Origin of the sequence: Kitasatospora sp. SC0581 (genome assembly GCF_048159585.1) — a bacterium.
Taxonomy (GTDB): domain Bacteria; phylum Actinomycetota; class Actinomycetes; order Streptomycetales; family Streptomycetaceae; genus Kitasatospora.
In genome coordinates, this window is the sequence record NZ_JBLRWA010000002.1 from 392,423 (window position 1) to 409,918 (window position 17,496).

Annotated in this window: 18 protein-coding genes and 1 riboswitch; of the genes, 10 read left to right on the forward strand and 8 right to left on the reverse strand. The window is 75.1% G+C overall.

What is annotated here, in order from left to right; genetic code table 11:
- Window positions 1-30 precede the first annotated feature (30 nt).
- A complete protein-coding gene (locus ACLWS4_RS04885) occupies window positions 31-318 on the forward strand; it encodes a (2Fe-2S)-binding protein (protein ID WP_416873439.1) in 288 nt (95 codons plus the stop codon).
- Between the two features lie 40 nt (window positions 319-358).
- On the opposite strand, the gene bfr is transcribed toward ACLWS4_RS04885, so the two are convergent.
- Window positions 359-838: a bacterioferritin gene (gene bfr, locus ACLWS4_RS04890; RefSeq protein WP_049655380.1), complete on the reverse strand. Its 480-nt coding sequence runs from the start codon at window positions 836-838 to the stop codon at window positions 359-361.
- 277 nt (window positions 839-1,115) lie between these two features.
- On the opposite strand from bfr, the gene ACLWS4_RS04895 reads away from it, so the two are divergent.
- Window positions 1,116-1,745 (forward strand): molybdopterin-dependent oxidoreductase, encoded by a 630-nt coding sequence (locus ACLWS4_RS04895; protein WP_375877453.1) that lies wholly within the window; start codon window positions 1,116-1,118, stop codon window positions 1,743-1,745.
- Between the two features lie 13 nt (window positions 1,746-1,758).
- Here the strand turns inward: ACLWS4_RS04895 and pknB are convergent, their stop codons facing one another.
- From pknB to thiO, 4 genes are all read right to left on the reverse strand, one after another.
- On the reverse strand, window positions 1,759-3,543 hold the full coding sequence (gene pknB, locus ACLWS4_RS04900; RefSeq protein WP_416873551.1) for a Stk1 family PASTA domain-containing Ser/Thr kinase: 1,785 nt from the start codon (window positions 3,541-3,543) through the stop codon (window positions 1,759-1,761).
- 84 nt (window positions 3,544-3,627) lie between these two features.
- Complete coding sequence (locus ACLWS4_RS04905; protein WP_049655375.1) at window positions 3,628-4,425, reverse strand: thiazole synthase; 798 nt, start codon at window positions 4,423-4,425, stop codon at window positions 3,628-3,630.
- A 3-nt stretch (window positions 4,426-4,428) separates the two neighbouring features.
- Window positions 4,429-4,728, reverse strand: a complete 300-nt coding sequence (thiS, locus tag ACLWS4_RS04910; RefSeq protein WP_416873440.1) for a sulfur carrier protein ThiS — start codon at window positions 4,726-4,728, stop codon at window positions 4,429-4,431.
- Window positions 4,725-5,900: a glycine oxidase ThiO gene (gene thiO, locus ACLWS4_RS04915; protein WP_416873441.1), complete on the reverse strand. Its 1,176-nt coding sequence runs from the start codon at window positions 5,898-5,900 to the stop codon at window positions 4,725-4,727. The genes thiS and thiO overlap by 4 nt, the downstream gene beginning before the upstream one ends.
- A gap of 3 nt (window positions 5,901-5,903) precedes the next feature.
- A riboswitch (TPP riboswitch) is annotated at window positions 5,904-6,016 on the reverse strand.
- Between the two features lie 83 nt (window positions 6,017-6,099).
- Between thiO and ACLWS4_RS04920 the strand changes: the two genes are divergently transcribed.
- The 3 genes from ACLWS4_RS04920 to thiE are packed head-to-tail and all read left to right on the forward strand — an operon-like array spanning window position 6,100 to window position 8,379.
- Complete coding sequence (locus ACLWS4_RS04920) at window positions 6,100-7,308, forward strand: NAD(P)/FAD-dependent oxidoreductase (RefSeq protein WP_387819653.1); 1,209 nt, start codon at window positions 6,100-6,102, stop codon at window positions 7,306-7,308.
- 52 nt (window positions 7,309-7,360) lie between these two features.
- On the forward strand, window positions 7,361-7,726 hold the full coding sequence (locus ACLWS4_RS04925) for an Rv2175c family DNA-binding protein (protein ID WP_049651935.1): 366 nt from the start codon (window positions 7,361-7,363) through the stop codon (window positions 7,724-7,726).
- Entirely contained in the window at window positions 7,726-8,379 is a 654-nt protein-coding gene (thiE, locus tag ACLWS4_RS04930; RefSeq protein ID WP_049651934.1) for a thiamine phosphate synthase, read from the forward strand. The genes ACLWS4_RS04925 and thiE overlap by 1 nt, the downstream gene beginning before the upstream one ends.
- A gap of 67 nt (window positions 8,380-8,446) precedes the next feature.
- On the opposite strand, the gene ACLWS4_RS04935 is transcribed toward thiE, so the two are convergent.
- A complete protein-coding gene (locus tag ACLWS4_RS04935) occupies window positions 8,447-9,625 on the reverse strand; it encodes a polyprenyl synthetase family protein (protein ID WP_241852720.1) in 1,179 nt (392 codons plus the stop codon).
- A 197-nt stretch (window positions 9,626-9,822) separates the two neighbouring features.
- Here ACLWS4_RS04935 and metF point away from each other — a divergent pair, with 197 nt between their 5' ends.
- Together metF and ACLWS4_RS04945 are read left to right on the forward strand one after the other, a co-directional pair.
- On the forward strand, window positions 9,823-10,737 hold the full coding sequence (gene metF, locus ACLWS4_RS04940) for a methylenetetrahydrofolate reductase [NAD(P)H] (protein WP_049651933.1): 915 nt from the start codon (window positions 9,823-9,825) through the stop codon (window positions 10,735-10,737).
- 205 nt (window positions 10,738-10,942) lie between these two features.
- A complete protein-coding gene (locus ACLWS4_RS04945) occupies window positions 10,943-11,839 on the forward strand; it encodes a hypothetical protein (protein WP_416873442.1) in 897 nt (298 codons plus the stop codon).
- Between the two features lie 26 nt (window positions 11,840-11,865).
- Here the strand turns inward: ACLWS4_RS04945 and ACLWS4_RS04950 are convergent, their stop codons facing one another.
- Entirely contained in the window at window positions 11,866-13,383 is a 1,518-nt protein-coding gene (locus ACLWS4_RS04950) for a phytoene desaturase family protein (protein WP_416873443.1), read from the reverse strand.
- A gap of 23 nt (window positions 13,384-13,406) precedes the next feature.
- Entirely contained in the window at window positions 13,407-14,009 is a 603-nt protein-coding gene (locus ACLWS4_RS04955; RefSeq protein WP_380777779.1) for a DUF4126 domain-containing protein, read from the reverse strand.
- A gap of 616 nt (window positions 14,010-14,625) precedes the next feature.
- On the opposite strand from ACLWS4_RS04955, the gene ACLWS4_RS04960 reads away from it, so the two are divergent.
- The 3 genes from ACLWS4_RS04960 to ACLWS4_RS04970 all read left to right on the forward strand — a co-directional run bounded on the left by ACLWS4_RS04960 (window position 14,626) and on the right by ACLWS4_RS04970 (window position 16,879).
- Window positions 14,626-15,216: an SAV_6107 family HEPN domain-containing protein gene (locus tag ACLWS4_RS04960; RefSeq protein WP_375877445.1), complete on the forward strand. Its 591-nt coding sequence runs from the start codon at window positions 14,626-14,628 to the stop codon at window positions 15,214-15,216.
- A gap of 29 nt (window positions 15,217-15,245) precedes the next feature.
- A complete protein-coding gene (locus ACLWS4_RS04965; protein WP_049651928.1) occupies window positions 15,246-15,998 on the forward strand; it encodes a methyltransferase domain-containing protein in 753 nt (250 codons plus the stop codon).
- A 491-nt stretch (window positions 15,999-16,489) separates the two neighbouring features.
- Complete coding sequence (locus ACLWS4_RS04970; protein ID WP_074000911.1) at window positions 16,490-16,879, forward strand: DUF3040 domain-containing protein; 390 nt, start codon at window positions 16,490-16,492, stop codon at window positions 16,877-16,879.
- Window positions 16,880-17,496 lie beyond the last annotated feature (617 nt).

The window sequence follows — 17,496 nt, forward strand, 5'->3', positions numbered from 1 at the left end:
CTCCCGGGAGAGACCGCGATGTACGTGTGCATGTGCCATGCGGTCACCGAGGACCAGGTGAAGAAGGCGATCGACGGCGGTGCCAACACCCCGCGCCAGATAGCGAAGGGCTGCCGGGCCGGCACCGACTGCGGGTCCTGCGTGCGGCGCATCCAGGCGCTGCTCGGCGAGCACGGCGCCCGCCCCTGCCCGACCGCCCGGCTGGCCGCGAAGCTCGGCCTCGCGGACCCGGAGGACCCGGCGGCGCCGTCGGCTCCGGCCCCGGAGGCCGCCCCGGTGGTCCCGCTGCGGGTGACCCGGGCGAACCGGGCGGCCTGACCGGACCGGGCTGCCTGACCGGGCCGGGTGGGCCGCGGCCTCAGGACTCCGGCTGCTCGATCACCGTGGCGAGGTAGAGCGCCTCGCCGAGCTTCTCCAGCAGCTCCAGCTGGGTGTCGAGGTAGTCGATGTGGTGCTCCTCGTCGGCCAGGATGTCCTCGAAGATGTTCGCCGAGGTGACGTCGTTCTTGGCCCGCATCACCACGATCCCGCGCTTGAGCCGGTCGATCGCCTCGACCTCGATCTGGCGGTCCGCCTCGAACATCTCCTTGACCGTCTGGCCGATCCGGACGTGGAACAGCCGCTGGTAGTTGGGCAGCCCCTCCAGGAACAGGATCCGGTCGGTGAGCGTCTCGGCGTGCTTCATCTCGTCGAAGGACTCGTGCCGGGTGTACTTGGCGAGCTTCGTCCAGCCGAAGTTCTCCTGCATCTTGGCGTGCAGGAAGTACTGGTTGATCGCGGTCAGCTCGGCGGTGAGCTGCTCGTTGAGGAACTCGATGACCTCGGGATCGCCCTGCATGGTGATGCCTCCTGCACTCGTGCTGCCGTGTGTCCTGCGCTGAGTCCTGCGTGAAGTCCTGCGGTGGGTCCGGTACTGAGTCCTGCGCTGCGCATCCTGGCACCGCTTTGGGAGGAAATTCCAGTAAGTTCACACTCACTAGGACATGTGTCGGAATATCCGATTCATGGTGAAACGTGCTGGTGGGCGGCCGACCGCTGGGCCGTACGGGCAGGGGCGCGGATCCGCGCAAAGGGGCGCGCGCCGAGGCTCGTCCGCCGTCTGTCACCATGGATCCATGGGTCAGTCGAAACACGAACCGCTTCCGCCGTCTGACCCGAGGCTCCCCCCGGGACAGCGCGCGCAGCGCGGCTGGCCCGCCCTGCACTACGGGCCGGTGCCCCGCTTCAAGCCGCTGACCTGGGACCTCCAGGTGTTCGGCGCCACCGCCTCGGCGGAGAAGCACAGCTGGGACTTCGAGGCCTTCGGCGCCCTGCCGCGCAGCACCGTCGTCGGGGACCTGCACTGCGTGACCAAGTTCTCGGTGCTCGGCAACGAGTGGACGGGCGTGTCGGCCGCCGCCGTGCTCGACCTGGTGCCCCCGGCGCCGGGCGTCACCCACGTCATGGTCTGGGCCGAGTACGGCTACAGCGCCAACCTGCGCCTGGCCGACTTCGCCGACCCGCGCACGCTGCTCGCCACCCACCGCAACGGCGAGGCGCTCACCGCCGAACACGGCTTCCCGGTCCGGCTGGTGGTGCCGCGGCTGTACGCCTGGAAGGGCCCCAAGTGGGTGCGCGCGGTCGAGTACATGCGGGCCGACCGGCGCGGCTTCTGGGAGGAGCGCGGCTACCACAACCTCGCCGACCCCTGGGGCGAGCAGCGCTACTCCTACCAGGAGGAGCCCGGCGACGGGCCGCTGCGCTGAGCCCGCCCGGGGCCTAGAACAGCGAGAACTTGACGGTCACCACGCTGCGCTGCGGGCGCCGCTCGCCCGCCGCCGGGCTCTGGCCGGAGGAGGTGACCGCGCCGAACACGTCCCAGCCGCTGGTCTGCATGGTGAAGCCCGCGGCCTGGAGCGCCTTCTGCGCCTCGTCCTTGCCCATCCCGGTGACGTTCGGGACCGGCACCATGCCCTTGCTGACCACCAGCGACACCGCGCTGTTCTCCTGCAGCAGCTGCCCGGCCGCCGGCGAGCTGCTGATCACCGAGCCCTCGGGCACCGTGTCGTCGTAGGTCTCGGTCACGCCGCCCCTGGTCAGCTGGGCGCCGGTCAGGGCCGCGGCGGCGTCGGCGGCGCTCTTCCCGGTGAGGTCCGGCACCGCGATCCGCTTGGGGCCCTTGGAGAGGGTGACGGTGACGCTGTCGCTCTTGCGGGTGCGCGCGCCCACCCCGGGGTCGGTGGCGATCACCTGCCCGGACGGGACGGACTCGCTGAACACCTCGACGAACCTGCCGTGCAGGCCCTCCTTGTCCAGGACCCGCTGCGCCTCCGCCCGGTCCTTGCCGAGCACACCCGGCACCGAGCCGTACAGCCCCTCGGAGATCCCGTAGGTGACGCCGCCGATCGCCAGCACCAGCGCGGCCAGCGCGGCCGTCCAGACCAGCGTCCGGCGGGGGAGGCGGCGCAGCGGGCCCGGCCGGGGCCGGTGCCGGTGCACCGGGGTCGGCTCGTCGTACGGGCGCGGCTCGGCGAGCAGCTCGTCCATCAGCTCCGGCGGCATGTCCAGCACGCTGGTGCGCTCCGTCGGCGGGGCCTCGGCGGGCCGCGGCAGCGGCTGGATCACCGAGGTCGGCTCGCTGGTCGGGTAGCGCGGGCTGGGGCGGGTGGAGGCCGGCGGCTCGGCGTCCAGCGCGGCCGGGGCGAGGGTGCGGCGCACCCGCTGGAGGGCGGCGAGCAGCTCGACCGCGTCGTACGGGCGGGCGCCGGCGGACCGGGCGCAGGCGGCGGCCACTATCGCGTCCAGCTCGGGGCCGACGGCGGGGGCGACCAGCGAGGGGGCCGGGACGTCCTCGTGCAGGTGCTTGTACATCACCTGGACGGGGTTGTCGCCGGTGTGCGGGCGGCGGCCGGTGAGCATCTCGTACAGCAGGATGCCGGACGCGTAGACGTCCACCCGCTGGTCGGTGGGGGCGTCCGGGAGGATCTGCTCGGGGGCCAGGTAGGAGACGGTGCCCATGACGGTGCCGCCGGTCGCGGTGGTGGTCGAGGTGGGCGCGCCGTCGGCGCTGCCGAGCACCCGGACCAGGCCGAAGTCGGCGACCTTGACCAGGCCGCCCTCGGTGATCAGCACGTTCTCGGGCTTGACGTCGCGGTGGACCAGCCCGGCCCGGTGGGCGGCGCCGAGCGCGGCGAGCACCGGCTCCAGCACGTCCAGCGCGGCCCGGACGGACAGCGCGCCGCGGTCGCGCAGCAGGTCGCGCAGGGTGCGGCCGGGCACGTACTCCATGGCGAGGAAGACGTGGCCGCCGTCCGCGCCCTGGTCGAAGACGTTGACCACGTTGGGGTGGGTGAGCCTGGCGACCGCCTTGGCCTCGCGGATGAAGCGGGCGGTGAAGCCCTCGTCACCGGCCAGCGAGGGGTGCATCACCTTGAGCGCGACCACCCGGTCCAGCCGGGTGTCGGTGCCCCGGTAGACGGTGGACATCCCGCCGGTCGCGATCCGCTGCTCGACCCGGTACCGGTTGTCGAGCAGGGCGCCGATCAGGGGGTCGTGCAGTGCCATGTCCACTCGGAGAGTCTAGGGTGCGGGACCGCCCGGTCCCGGCGGACACCGCCTCCGGGACCGGCTTGTGACATGCGCGACGGTTCAGAAAGCCGGGTGCTCGCGGGTGTCCAGGTCGGCCCGGCCGGCCATCGCGGAGGAGGCCTCGGCGTGGAAGCGGCGCGGGATCCGGCCGGCCCGGTGGGCGAGCCGGCCCGCCTCGGCGGCGTGCCGCATCGCCTCGGCCATCAGCACCGGGTCCTGAGCCCTGGTCACCGCGGAGGCGAGCATCACCGCGGCGCAGCCCAGCTCCATCGCCAGCGCCACGTCGGAGGCGGTGCCGGCGCCCGCGTCCAGGATCACCGGGACGCCCGCGCCCTCCACGATCAGCTGGAAGTTGTGCGGGTTGCGGATGCCCAGGCCCGAACCGATCGGCGAGCCCAGCGGCATGATGGCCGCACAGCCGACGTCCTCCAGCTTGCGGGCCAGCACCGGGTCGTCGTTGGTGTACGGCAGGACGGTGAAGCCGTCGTCGACCAGCGTCTCGGCGGCGTCCAGCAGCTCGATCGGGTCGGGCAGCAGGGTGCGCTCGTCGGCGATCACCTCCAGCTTGACCCAGTCGGTGCCGAGCGCCTCGCGGGCCAGCCGGGCGGTCAGCACGGCCTCGCCGGCGGTGAAGCAGCCGGCCGTGTTGGGCAGCACCCGGATGCCGTTGCGGGTCAGCACGTCCAGGACGGAGCCCTGGGTGGTGGCGTCGACCCGGCGCATCGCGACGGTGGTCAGCTCGGTGCCGGAGGCGAGCAGCGCGCGCTCCAGGACCTCCAGGCTGGGGGCGCCGCCGGTGCCCATGATCAGCCGGGAGGAGAAGGCCGTCCCGGCGATGGTCAGCAGATCGTCGGCCATGGTTCAGCCTCCCTGGACGGCGGTGAGGATCTCGATCCGGTCGCCGCTGCCCAGTGCCGTCCCGGGCCACGAACCGCGCGGCACCACGGCCTCGTTGAGCGCGGCGGCGACACCGGTGTTGGCGGCGCTGACGGAGGCCACCAGCTCGGCGAGGGTGGTCGTGGCGGGCACCCGGCGGGGCTCGCCGTTGACGGTCAGGGCGATCTCGGCCGGGGCGACCGGGTTCGGGGCGTCCTCGTGCACGGCGTTCTCGTCTGGGGCGTGCTCGTTCGGGGCGTTCTCGGTCAGGGCGATCTCGGTCATGCGGAGGCCTTCGCGACGGGGGATTCGGAGGAGAACCGGGCGGGGGTGAACGGCCTTGCGAGCTCGGGGACTTCACCGGTGACCAGGTACTCGGAGACCAGGTCGGCGGTCACCGGGGTGAGCAGCACGCCGTTGCGGTAGTGGCCGGTGGAGGCGACCAGCCCGGGCAGCGGGGCCGGGCCCAGCAGCGGGGCGTTGTCCGGCGAGCCGGGGCGCAGCCCGGCCGAGGTCTCGCGCAGCGGGAGTTCGGTGATCCCCGGGACCAACTCGTGGGCGTCCCGCAGGAGTTCGTACACCCCGCCGGCGGTGACGGTGGTGTCGTAGCCCTGCTCCTCGGTGGTCGCGCCGACGACCAGTTCGCCGTTCTCCCGGGGGACCAGGTACATGTGCCGGCCGCGGACCACGGCGCGGACGTTGCGGGAGAGGAACGGCCGGTAGGCCTCCGGCACGTGCAGCCGCAGCACCTGCCCCTTCACCGGGCGGATCGCGGGCAGCACCCCCTCGGGCAGACCGGGCAGCCGGTGGCTGTGCGGGCCGGCGGCGAGCACGACCTGGTCGGCGGTCACCGTCTCGTCGGTGCTCAGCCGGGCGCCGGTCGCGCGGCCGTCCTCGACCAGCAGCTCGACGGCCTCGGCGCGGTGCAGCAGGACGCCCGCGCGCCCGCAGGCGGCGACCAGGGCGGTGAGCAGGCGCCGGGGGTCCACCTGGTGGTCGTCCGCGGCGTGCAGGGCGCCGCGGACGGCGGGGGCCAGCATCGGCTCCAGCCTGCGGGCCTCCCGGCCGGTCAGCCAGGTCGAGTCCAGGCCCAGCCGCTGGTGGAAGGCGTACAGCTCGCGCAGTTCCTCGCGGTCGTCGGAGTCCAGCGCGACGGCGATCGTGCCGCAGCGGCGGTAGCCGGTGTCCAGGCCGCCGCTCGCCTCGGAGAGCTCGGCGGCGAAGGTCTCGTACCGCTCGTTCGAGGCCATCCCGAGGCGCAGCAGCGGCTCCTCGCCGTACTGCAGCTCGGTGACCGGGGCGAGCATCCCGGCCGCGACCCCGGCGGCCCCGCCGCCGTGGGCGGGGTCGACCACGATCACGTTCCGCGCCCCGCGCCGCGCGGTGCGCCAAGCGACGGCGAGGCCGATGACGCCCCCGCCGATCACCAGCACGTCGGCATGGGTGCCTGATGGCAAGCGTGACAAGGCTGCTCTTCTCCCTTCGCCGGTATGACCCGGATCAGGTTCGGACGGTCGCAGGCCGTGTCAGCCCGCCTCTCAGCCCGGTCCGCCGGGCTCCCGTGTGGTCCTCCCACCTTAACGCCGGGGGTCGGCCCGGCCGAAGGCCCGTACGCGGGGCGGACGGCCCGGAGGCCGCCGCGTCGCGCTGAGTACAGTGGCGGGCGTGGCAGAGCTGAGCGGAACGGATCGGGTGGTCGTCGTCGGAGCCGGGCTGGCCGGGGCGCAGTGCGCCCTCAAGCTGCGGCAGGGCGGCCGGCAGGGGCGGATCACGCTGGTCGGCGAGGAGCCGCACGCGCCGTACGACCGGCCGCCGCTCTCCAAGGACGTGCTGCTCGGCAAGGCCGACTCCACCGCCCTGGACATCGACTACGGGCAGCTCGGCATCGAGCTGCTCACCGGCCGCCGCGCCACCGGCCTCACCCCCGGCGTGCTGCACACCGACGGCGGCGACCTCCCGTACGGCTCGCTGGTGATCGCCACCGGCGCCGTGCCGCGCGCCCTGCCCGGCGCCGAGCGGGCGCACCTGCTGCACACCCTGGACGACGCCCTGGCGCTGCGCGCGCTGCTGCGCCCCGGGCTGCGGCTGGTGCTGGTCGGCGCGGGCTGGATCGGCGCCGAGGTGTCCACCGCGGCCCGCGCGGCGGGCTGCGAGGTGACGGTGGTCGAGGCCGGCCCGGCGCCGCTGCCCGGCGCGCTGCCGACGGAGCTCGGCTCGGCGATGGCCGCCTGGTACGCCGAGGCCGGGGTCGAGCTGCGCTGCGGGGTCGGGGTGGCCGCCGTCGAGCCCGGCGCGGTGCTGCTGGCGGACGGCTCGCACCTGCCCGCCGACGAGGTGGTGGTCGGCATCGGGGCCCGCCCCGCGACCGGCTGGCTGGCCGGCTCCGGGGTCGAGCTGGACGCGACCGGCGCCGTCGTCGTGGACGGGCGGCTGCGCACCTCGGTGCCCGGCGTCTTCGCGGCCGGCGACTGCGTCAGCTACCCCTCGGCCCGGGCCGGCGCCCGGCTGGCCGTCCAGCACTGGGACCACGCGCTGCGGTCCGGCGAGGCGGTGGCCGCCGCCGTCCTGGGCGCGGACGCGCCGGCCTACGACCCGGTGCCGTACTTCTGGTCCGAGCAGTTCGGGCGGATGGTCCAGTACGCCGGCCGGCACGCCGAGGGCGACGAGCTGGTCCGGCGCGGCGACCCGCGGGGCGCCGACTGGTCGGTGCTCTGGCTGCGCGACGGCGTGCCGAGCGCGCTGCTGACCGTCGACCGGCCGCGCGACCTGGCCCAGGGGCGGCGGCTGATCGAGCGCGGCACCGCGCTGGACCCGGCCCGGGCGGCCGACCCCGCGGTACCGCTGAAGGCGGCCGTCGCGGGGTAGGCGCGGGGCAGGTCTGGTGCGCGGTGGGCCGCGGAGGTGGCAGTCTGGTGGCGTGAGTGAGATCGAAAGCAAGATTGAATCCCTGGTCACCGACTGGATGTACCTGCCCGACATCTCGGAGCAGTGGGGGGTCCGGGTCACCGAGGTGCGTGACCTGGTCAAGAACGGCGGCCTGATCGCCGTCCGGCGCGGCCCCAACAAGTCGCTGCAGGTCCCGGCCGCGTTCATCGACGGCCCGGGCCTGGTCAAGCACCTGTCCGGCACCCTGACCGTCCTGCGGGACTGCGGGTACAACGACGCGGAGATCCTGGAGTGGCTCTTCACCGAGGACCCGTCGCTGCCCGGCAGCCCGATCCAGGCGCTGCGGGAGAACCGCGGCACCGAGGTGAAGCGCCGCGCCCAGGCGATGCTGATCTGATGGCGGCGGACACGCCGCGCGCCGGGCTCGCCGACGCCCGGCTGTACCTGTGCACCGACGCCCGCCGGGAGCAGGGCGACCTCGCCGAGTTCCTGGACGCGGCGCTGGCGGGCGGGGTGGACATCGTCCAGCTGCGCGACAAGGGCCTGGAGGCCAGGCAGGAGCTGGAGGCCCTGGAGGTCTTCGCCGACGCCTGCCGCCGGCACGGCAAGCTGCTGGCCGTCAACGACCGCGCCGACGTCGCCCACGCGGCCCGGCCGGACGTGCTGCACCTCGGCCAGGACGACCTGCCGGTGCCGGCCGCCCGGGCGATCCTCGGCGAGGACGTGCTGATCGGCCGCTCCTGCCACGCCGAGTCCGAGGTGGACGCGGCGATCGCCGAGCCCGGGGTGGACTACTTCTGCACCGGCCCGGTCTGGCCGACCCCGACCAAGCCGGGCCGCCCGGCCCCGGGCCTCGGCCTGGTCTCGTACGCGGCGAAGCAGGACACCGACCGGCCGTGGTTCGCGATCGGCGGGATCGACCTCGGCAACCTGGACGAGGTGCTCGCCGCCGGTGCCCGCCGGGTCGTCGTGGTGCGGGCCATCACGGCCGCGGCGGACCCCCGGGCGGCCGCCGCCGAGCTGTCCCGCCGGGTGCGCGCCGCGCTCTGAGCGGCGTCCCGGGTCTCGGTGGGACCCCGCAGGACCGGCCCGGGGCCGTCGCCGCCCGTCAGTGCGTTCAGTACTTGCGGACGGTGGCGGCCTCGGCCAGTGCCAGCAGCACCGTACGGGCCCGCTCGTCGGCGAGCGGCGCCGCCTCCAGCGCGGCCAGCGACTGCCGCATCAGCTCCTCGATCCGGCGCTCCACCAGCTCCGGCGCCCCGCTGCGGGCGACCAGCCCGCGCAGCTCGGCGACCTCCGGGGCCGCCAGGTCCGGCGCGCCCAGCCGCTCGTCCAGGTGCCGGGCGTCGGCGGCCGGCAGGCCCCGCATCGCGTGCGCGACCAGCAGGGTGCGCTTGCCCTCGCGCAGGTCGTCCCCGGCCGGCTTGCCGGTGACGGCAGGGTCCCCGAAGACGCCGAGCAGGTCGTCGCGCAGCTGGAAGGCCTCGCCCAGCGGCAGCCCGAACGCCCCGTACGCCTCGACCAGCTCCGGCCCGGCGCCGGCCAGCAGCGCGCCCACCTGGAGCGGCCGCTCGATGGTGTACTTCGCGGACTTGTAGTGCAGGACGGTCTGCGCCCGCTCCAGCGCGCCCTCGTCCGTCGAGTCGCCGGCCACCGGCTCCAGCACGTCCAGGTACTGGCCGAGCATGACCTCGGTGCGCATCAGGTCGAACACCGGCTTGGCGGCGAGCACGGCGGCGGGCTCCAGGCCGGAGCGCAGGAACAGCTCGTCGCACCAGATCAGCAGCAGGTCGCCGAGCAGCACCGCGGCGGAGGCGCCGTACTGCTCGCGGTCGCCGCGCCAGCCGCTGTCGCGGTGCAGCGCCTCGAAGCGGCGGTGGACCGAGGGCAGGCCGCGGCGGGTGTCGCTGCGGTCCATCAGGTCGTCGTGGACGAGGGCGCTGGCCTGGAGCAGCTCCAGGGCGGCGGCCGCGTTGGCGATCGCCTCGCCGGTCGCGCCCGCGGCCGGGCCGCCGGCGCCGCGCCAGCCCCAGTAGCAGAAGCCCGGGCGCAGCCGCTTGCCGCCGTCCAGCAGGAAGTCGCGCAGCGCGTCGGCGGCGGGGGCCAGCTGGGGCGAGATCTTGTCGAGGAGCACGGACTGGCCGTCCATGAACGCGGCGAGCGCCGCGTTGACACGGGTGCGGACGTCCTCCACGTCCATGGGATTGGCCGCACTGCCGGCCGCGTTGCCGGCCGCACTGGTGGCCGCACTGAGGGCCGAACCGGGGCTGGCCGGCCGGGTGCTGGACGAGGTCACGATGGGGCTCCGCTGGTTCTCTGGGGTGCAGCAAGCGTAGCGGTGCGGCCGGGAACGGCTGTGCGAGCGGCTCGGCCCGGGGTGCGGGGGAGGGGCGGCGGAGCCGTTCCGGGGCGAAACGGAACGTCTTCCATCAGTTGTCTCAATAGATGGAATACGGTTGTCCGGCCCCTTCGAACGCCGGATAGCCTGCCAGCATGGCACTCGGAATCGCTTCCACGAGAACGGATCGCGCACTGACGGTGCGCGAACTCCTGGCGGCCGGCAAGCGCTCCTTCTCCTTCGAATTCATGCCGCCCCGCACCGAGGCCGGCGAGCAGAAGCTCTGGGACGCCATCCGCCGGCTCGAACCGCTCGACCCCAACTTCGTCTGCATGACGTACGGCGCCGGCGGCTCCTCGCGCGAGCGCACCGTCAACATGGTCGGCCGGATCGCCACCGAGACCACCCTGACCCCGGTCGCCCACCTCACCGCGGTGGACCACTCGATCGCGGAGCTGCGCAACATCATCGGCCAGTACGCCGACCAGGGCGTGCGCAACGTCCTCGCGGTCCGGGGCGACCCGCCCGGCGACCCGATGGGCGAGTGGGTCAAGCACCCCGAGGGCGTCACCTACGCGTACGAGCTGGTGGAGCTGATCAAGGGGATCGGCGACTTCTGCGTCGGCGTCGCGGCCTCCCCGAACATGCACCCGCGCTCGACCGACTGGGACGAGGACATCCGGCACTTCGTGGCGAAGATCCGCTCCGGGGCCGACTACGCGATCACCCAGATGTTCTTCGAGGTGGACGACTACCTGCGGCTGCGCGACCGGGTGGCGGCCGCCGGCTGCGAGACGCCGATCATCCCGGAGATCATGCCGGTCACCAACGCCAAGCAGCTGGAGCGCTTCCCGCAGCTCAGCGGCTCGGCCTTCCCCGTCGACCTGGAGGCCCGCCTGCGGGCGGCCATCGACGACCCGGCGGCGCTGCGGGCCATCGGCATGGAGCACGCCACCGCGATGGCCGAGCGCCTGCTCGCCGAGGGCGCGCCGGGTCTGCACTTCATCACGCTGAACCACTCGACGGCGACGCTGGAGATCTACCAGAACCTGGGGCTGCACCAGCGCTGAGCGGGCGCCGCGGGGGCCTGCTCCCGCCGCGCCGACGCCGGGTGTTCACGAGCCCGTCACCGTACCGACGGTGGCGGGCTCGGTCGTGTGCGGCCGGTGCCCGGGCGGCGGGAACGCGATGCGGTACCCCGGCCGTTGAACCGGTACAGTCGCCGCACACGCGCGGCGCACACGCGCGGGTACGCGACTGGAGGTAGCGGGGCGGATGGGCATCGGATACCTGCTGCTGTACGTCGCGTTGGCGGTGGTGGCGCTCTGGCTGGTCGCGGAGGTGCTGCTGCAGAACCGGGCACCGCTGCACTGGCGGGTCCTGGCCCTGGCCGGCTTCCTGGGCGTGGCCGCCGGGATGGTGCTCGGCTCGGTCGTGGTGATCGGGGCCGGCGCCGCGCTGTTCGCGGTCGGACAGGCCTTCGTCACCCTCTCGGTCAAGCGCGGCCACCAGACCGGCTGGTCCCTGCGGGAGCCCGACGGCAGCCTGCCCGGCCCGCTCGCCAAGGTGCCGCTGCTCGGCGCCCTCACCGGCGGCGCCGCCGCGGTGGCGGCCGCCGCGGTCGCCCGCAAGCGGGTCGGCGAGGTCAGCCCCGTCGAGGAGACCCCGGCCTCCGCGCCGCTGCCCACCCCGCTGCCCTCCCCGGTGCCCGACGAGGTGCCGGAGGTCGAGCAGACCGCCGCCTTCGAGATGCAGGAGCTCGCCCAGGACGGCGTCTACGCCCCCGGGTACTACGAGCAGCAGCAGCCGCAGGTCCAGCAGCAGCCCCAGGACCCGTACGCCCCCGCCTATCAGGCCGGCTACGACCAGCAGCAGTGGCAGACCCAGCAGCAGCCCGCCTACGCCTACGACCAGCAGCAGACCTACGGCGGCTACCCCCAGCAGCAGCCCGACCCGTACGGCGGCTACCAGCAGCAGCACCAGCAGCAGGACCCGTACGCGGGCTACCAGCAGCAGCCGCAGCACCAGCAGGCCTGGGACCAGACCGCCCAGCAGCAGCCCCAGCAGTGGCAGCCCCAGCCGGACCCGCACACCCAGGGCATCCCGCAGCAGCCGATGTACGACCAGAACCACGGCTACCAGCAGCAGAACACCTGGCACCAGCAGGGCTGACCCGCCCGACCGGGCCGACCGGGCCGTTACGCCGGGCCGATCAGGCCGGCGGTGATGCAGGCCGACATGCCGACGCGGGCGAGGCCGCCGCCGGGGTGGGCGTTGCCGCCGATCAGGTAGAGGCCGGGGACGGGGGACTCGTTGGCGGCCTTCAGCCAGGAGCCCGCGGAGCCGGCCAGGGCCGGGCGGGCGACCGCGCCGAACAGCGCGCCGGTCTCCCGGCGGGTGTCCTCCGGGGTGCGCACGACCCGCCACAGGATCCGCTCGCGCAGGCCCAGGCCGGCCGCGTCCACGTGGGCGAGCAGCCGGTCGGCGTAGCGGTCGGCGAATCCGGGGACGGTCCAGTCGACCTCGTCCTGGGCCGGGACGGTCGCGGTCAGCACCACGCTCTCGTGGTCGTCGTCGGGCCGCAGCGCCGGGTCGTCCGGGCGCAGCACCTGGACGGTGGGGCGCTCGCAGGGCGGCTCCGAGAGCGTCAGGGCGTTCGCCTCGGCGGCGGGGTCGGCCGCGTGGACGACCGTGCGGTGCGGGGTGCCCTCGGGCCGGGGGCCGCGCAGGGCGAGCAGCACGCTGAAGCGGCCGGGCACCTCCACCGGCTCCCACTCCTCGGGCGGCAGCCCCGGCCACTCGGCGAGGCCGTGGCGGTAGAAGGCGTCGGTGTCCATCGCGGAGACCACCAGGTCCGCGTCGATCCGGCCGTCCGCCGTCTCGACCCCGGTCGCCCGGCCGCCCTCGACGACCACCCGGGTGACCGGGGTGTCGAAGCGGAACGCGACCTTGCGCAGCTCGCAGCGCCGGTACACGGCGTCCGCGAGGGCCCGCAGCCCGCCCCGGACGTACCAGACGCCGAAGGACTGCTCCATGTACGGCAGGACGGTGGCCCCGGCGGGTGCCAAGGCCGAGGTGAAGCCGTACCGCAGCGCGGGCTCGCACAGCAGGGCGGTCAGGCCGGGGTGGCCGTCGAGCTCGCGCGCGGCCACGTGCTCCAGGGACCACGGCTGGGCGCGGCGCAGCCGGGCCAGGCCGGTGCGCGGCGGGACGGGGTACGGGTCGGTGCCCACCAGGGCCCGGTCGGCCGGGGACAGCACGCCGCGCTCGGCCGGCAGCGGCTCCTCCAGCAGCGGGCGGCGGGTGGCCTCCCAGACCGTCCGGCCGTGGTTCATCACCGCGCTCCAGCGGGCGCCGGAGCCGGCCCCGAAGGCGGCGTCCAGCGCCTGGCTGACGCCGCCGCGGGAGGCGTTCGGCAGGGTGACGGCGGTGCCGTCGGGGAACAGGTGCCGGCTCTCCGGGTCGACCGGGGCCAGCTCGACCAGCTGCTCCAGGGGCTCCTTGCCGGTCTTCAGCGCGAGGTCGCGGTAGACCGCCGGGAGGGTGAGCAGGCCGGGCCCGGTGTCGAAGGCGAAGCCCTCGCGCTCGTACCGCCCGACCATGCCCCCGTAGGTGCCGCCCGCCTCGCAGACCGTCACCCGGTGGCCGAGGGTCGCCAGCCGGGAGGCCGCCGCGAGCCCGCTCATTCCTGCGCCGATGACGACGATCTTTGCCATGGCACCTGATCCTAGGACCAGTCTCAGGCGCTCCCCGCCGCCGCCCGGGCGGCCCGGCGTTCGCGGCGGCGGGCCCGGAAGGCGCGGATCCGGCTGACCGCCAGCCAGACCAGCAGCAGCCCGGCGGCCAGGACCACGGCGGCGACCGAGGCGGCCAGCCAGGGGTGGAAGATCGCCAGGGTGATCAGGCCGGCCACCGAGAGGTCCTCGGCCATGCTGACCACGATGTTGCTGGCCGGCTCCGGGGAGGTGTTGACGGCCATCCGCAGCGAGGCCTTCACCAGGTGGCTGACCAGCGCCGAGGTGCCGCCCATCGCGCCGGCCGCGACCTCGCTCAGCGAGCCGGGGTCGTTGCCCGCGATCAGCACGCCGACGGTGGCGCCGGCGACCGGCCGGATCACCGTGTGCACGACGTCCCAGACGCTGTCCACGTACGGGATCTTGTCGGCCACCGCCTCCAGCGCGAACAGCACCGCGGCCACGACCAGCACGTCGGTGCGCTCCAGCGCCTGCGGCACCGAGTCCGCGTCGGCGAACCTGCCCAGCAGGCCGAGCAGCAGCACCACCGCGTAGGCGTTGATGCCGCTGGCCAGTCCGCTGGTGAAGATCAGCGGCAGGACCGTCATCGCGTCCCCCTCCTCGTCATCGCGTCCCCTGGTCGTCCGGTGGGCCGGTACCGCCCGGCCCCGCCGTACCGTACCCGGCACCCGGGACGCCGTGGACGCACCCGCCGGTTCCGGCGGCCGGCCGGACCGGGACGGGCCGGGGCGCACTGAGTACAAATACTCAGATCCGCGGTTGAGTACGTCAGCGGATGGCCCCCGACCTGCGGAGACGGGAGAGTGGTGGCACCCGGGAGGGCGGCGCGTCGGGCGCCGGGCCCGCCCGGGCGGCGGATCCGTCCGTCCCCCGGCCGAACCGGCCCGGGGAGGCGGCGGACGGACCGCCACGGGGCTGGTCACGGTCCCCGCACCGCCGACACGGGGCGGCGGAGCGGGCCGGGGGGAGACCGGCCGCGAGGGGGGAGCTCGCCACCGCCGACCACGGGGGAGCGGCGGAGCGACGGCACGGCGGCGGCGCGGAACCGGGGGAGGACCGCGCCCGCCGCCGCTACGCCTTTTCCGGACGCCCTTCCGGAGCCGCCCGGGGCGCGGCCGGCCCGGCCGGATTGTCAGTGGTGCCGTTCACGATGGAGGGGCACGGACCACCCGGTCCGCGCGCTGCCTCGGAACGGGGGAGACCATGACCGTCAGCCGTCCTGAGCCCGTCACCGCCCGCCTCCACTCCGCCGCCCCGCCGCACCTCCCGGGCCCGTCCGCCGGGCGCCCCGCCGGAGCCGACGTCCACCCCGTGCTGCGCCGGGTCGCCGCGCCGCCGGCCGCCCTCGACCTGCTCGCCGACGCCCACCGCACCCTCACCCGGGCCCGCGCCCTGGAGGACCCGCTGGAGCGCTACGCCACCGCCCACCTGGCCGCGCTGCGCACGGTGGCGGCCGTCCTGGCGGTGCGCGGCCGCCCGGAGAAGAGCCCGCGCCGGCGCAAGGCCATCCGCAGCGCCTGGGAGGTGCTGCCCGAGGTGGCCCCGGAGCTCGCCGAGTGGGCGGTCTACTACGGTGCCGGCGCCCGCCGCCGGGCCGCCGCCGAGGCCGGGATCAGGGGCGCCGCCTCGGCCCGCGACGCCGACGACCTGGTCCGCAACTCCGCCCTCTTCCTGCGGCTGGTCGAGCGCCTGCTCGGCCTGCACGCCGCGCCGCCCCCGCCCCGGCTCCCGTCGGACGGCGTCGTGGGCCCGGCAAGGATCCCTGGGACAGGCTCTAAGGTGGAGGCAACCTGATCGAACTGCACGTGCCAAGGAGTCCCACCTTGTACCCGACGCGTCCCCGCAGTGCCCTGCGTACCGCCGTGGTGTGGGAGGTGGTCCGGGCGGCCCTGGAGAAGCGGTCGGCCGAGCTGGACCAGCCGGTGCTCGACGTGGTCGACACCGGCGGCGGCACCGGGAACTTCGCGGTGCCGGTCGCCAAGCTCGGCCACCGCGTCACCGTGGTCGACCCGAGCCCGGACGCCCTGTTCGCCCTGGAGCGCCGGGCCGCCGAGGCCGGTGTGACGGACCTGGTGCGGGCCGTCCAGGGTGACACCCAGACCCTGCCCGAGCTGGTCGCCCCCGGCAGCGTGGACGCGGTGCTCTGCCACGGCGTGCTGGAGGTCGTGGACGACCCGGCCGAGGCGCTCGGCAGCCTGGCGGGCGCCCTGCGCAAGGGCGGCGTGGTCAGCCTGCTGGCGGCCAACCGCAACGGCGCCGTGCTGGCCCGCGCGCTGGCCGGCCACTTCACCGAGGCCCGCACCGTGCTGTCCGCCGCCGACGGCCGCTGGGGCGAGCAGGACCCGATGCCGCGCCGCTTCACCGGCGAGGAGCTGGGCCGGCTGGCCGAGGCCGCGGGCCTGCGGGTGCAGTCGGTGCACGGTGTACGGGTCTTCTCCGACCTCGTCCCCGGCGTGCTGGTGGACACCGAGCCGGGCGCGCTGGACGCGCTGCTGAAGCTGGAGGAGGCCGCCGCCGCGCAGCCCGCCTTCCACGCCGTGGCGACCCAGCTGCACCTGCTGGCCACCCTGGCCTGAGGCGCCCCTCCCGGCCCGCGCGCCCCATCACGCGCGCCTCCGCCGTCGTACGGTTTTTTTGCCCGCCGTACGGCGGTGGTTCGCGCCCCGGAGGCCCGCCGGTTCCCGCGCCGTGACCCCTCGGTGGCCCGCCCGTTTCCGGGCCCGGCGGCGGCCGGGCGGTGCCGCCCGGCGGCAAACCTCCCCAGGTCCGGGACGATTCCATCCGATCGGGCACTTGTCCGGGGCGTGGCGCGTTGACTCCGATGCGGCCGTCCCCGCTCGAAGTGGCCCGTCCCACGCGGCGCAGACCACCCCGTAACGGGCCCACGGACCGTATGATCTGGGTAAAGCCGGAAAGCATGACAGCCGGACGCGTGGGGCATATGGACGACACGGGCCGGGTCCCCCGCACGGGCGTCCGACCGTGTGCCCCAAGGCTGATTGGACTTGCCTCCCCGACCGGGGTGGGCGGACCGGTCGCACCCGCGACCGACGAGTAGGAGGACTCCGTGCCGCTCTCGGAGCACGAGCAGCGACTGCTCGACCAGATGGAGCGAGCGCTGTATGCCGAAGATCCCAAATTCGCGTCTGCGCTTGAGGGAACCGGGCTGCGCACCTACACCCGTCGGCGGGTCTACCTGGCCGTCGCCGGCTTCGTGGTGGGCATCGGCCTGCTGATGGGCGGCATGGTCGTACCGGATCAGATCTGGGTCAGCGTCGTGGGCTTCCTGGTGATGCTCGGGTGCGCGGTGTTCGCCGTGACCGGCTGGCGCCGCGGTCCCGCGGGCCAGGGCGCCGGAGCCCGTCCGGCCGCCGCCCCGCGCCGCAAGGCCGGGATGATGGACCGGGTGGAGCAGCGCTGGCAGCGCCGCCGGGACGAGCAGACCGGCGGGTTCTGAGCCGCTCGGCCGATACGTACGAAGCCGGGGCGGGGAGTCGTTCGTCAGCCCGCCCCCGCGTCGGGTCCGGGAGGGAAACCCCCGGTCGGGACGCCCGGGTGGACCCCCAGCCCCCGGGGGGGACCCGCCGGACCCGGGCGGAGACGGCCTCGACCGCCCGGCCGACCGCGGCACCGGCCGTCGCCCGGGCCGCCCGCGCCGCGTCGGAGATCCGCCACCACAGCTGCGCCGAGGACGGCGGCAGCAGCAGCGCCCTGGTCCGTCCGGCCCGGCCGGCGGCCGCCCGCAGCCCGCGCCGCACGGTGCGGACGTCGGCGGCCAGCGGTTCGGTGACGGGCTGCCCGGGCGGGGCGTAGAGCACCCGCTCGGTGGCCAGCGCCAGTCGGCCGGTGGCCGCCGCAGAGTCCGCGTCCAGGTGGGCCTTCTCGGTGATCCGGTGGGCCGCCGAGCGCGGGGTGCGTGACTCGTCCGGGGGAATTCCGAGGTCCCAGGCGGAGTCGACCAGCTCGTCCCAGGCGGCCAGCACCTGGGCGTCGGTCAGCTCCGCCGCTCCGCTCCCGCCGGGCCCGCGCCGCCCGCCGCCGCCCAGCCGGCGTCGGCGCACGGCCGCGCGCCAG

Excerpts from the sequence above, each read along its gene's own strand:
- ACLWS4_RS04885 (WP_416873439.1), top strand. The coding sequence starts at position 31 with ATGTGCCATGCGGTCACCGAGGACCAGGTGAAGAAGGCGATCGACGGC.
- bfr (WP_049655380.1), bottom strand. The coding sequence starts at position 838 with ATGCAGGGCGATCCCGAGGTCATCGAGTTCCTCAACGAGCAGCTCACC.
- ACLWS4_RS04895 (WP_375877453.1), top strand. The coding sequence starts at position 1,116 with ATGGGTCAGTCGAAACACGAACCGCTTCCGCCGTCTGACCCGAGGCTC.
- pknB (WP_416873551.1), bottom strand. The coding sequence starts at position 3,543 with ATGGCACTGCACGACCCCCTGATCGGCGCCCTGCTCGACAACCGGTAC.
- ACLWS4_RS04905 (WP_049655375.1), bottom strand. The coding sequence starts at position 4,425 with ATGGCCGACGATCTGCTGACCATCGCCGGGACGGCCTTCTCCTCCCGG.
- thiS (WP_416873440.1), bottom strand. The coding sequence starts at position 4,728 with ATGACCGAGATCGCCCTGACCGAGAACGCCCCGAACGAGCACGCCCCA.
- thiE (WP_049651934.1), top strand. The coding sequence starts at position 7,726 with ATGGCGGCGGACACGCCGCGCGCCGGGCTCGCCGACGCCCGGCTGTAC.
- metF (WP_049651933.1), top strand. The coding sequence starts at position 9,823 with ATGGCACTCGGAATCGCTTCCACGAGAACGGATCGCGCACTGACGGTG.
- ACLWS4_RS04945 (WP_416873442.1), top strand. The coding sequence starts at position 10,943 with ATGGGCATCGGATACCTGCTGCTGTACGTCGCGTTGGCGGTGGTGGCG.
- ACLWS4_RS04950 (WP_416873443.1), bottom strand. The coding sequence starts at position 13,383 with ATGGCAAAGATCGTCGTCATCGGCGCAGGAATGAGCGGGCTCGCGGCG.
- ACLWS4_RS04955 (WP_380777779.1), bottom strand. The coding sequence starts at position 14,009 with ATGACGGTCCTGCCGCTGATCTTCACCAGCGGACTGGCCAGCGGCATC.
- ACLWS4_RS04960 (WP_375877445.1), top strand. The coding sequence starts at position 14,626 with ATGACCGTCAGCCGTCCTGAGCCCGTCACCGCCCGCCTCCACTCCGCC.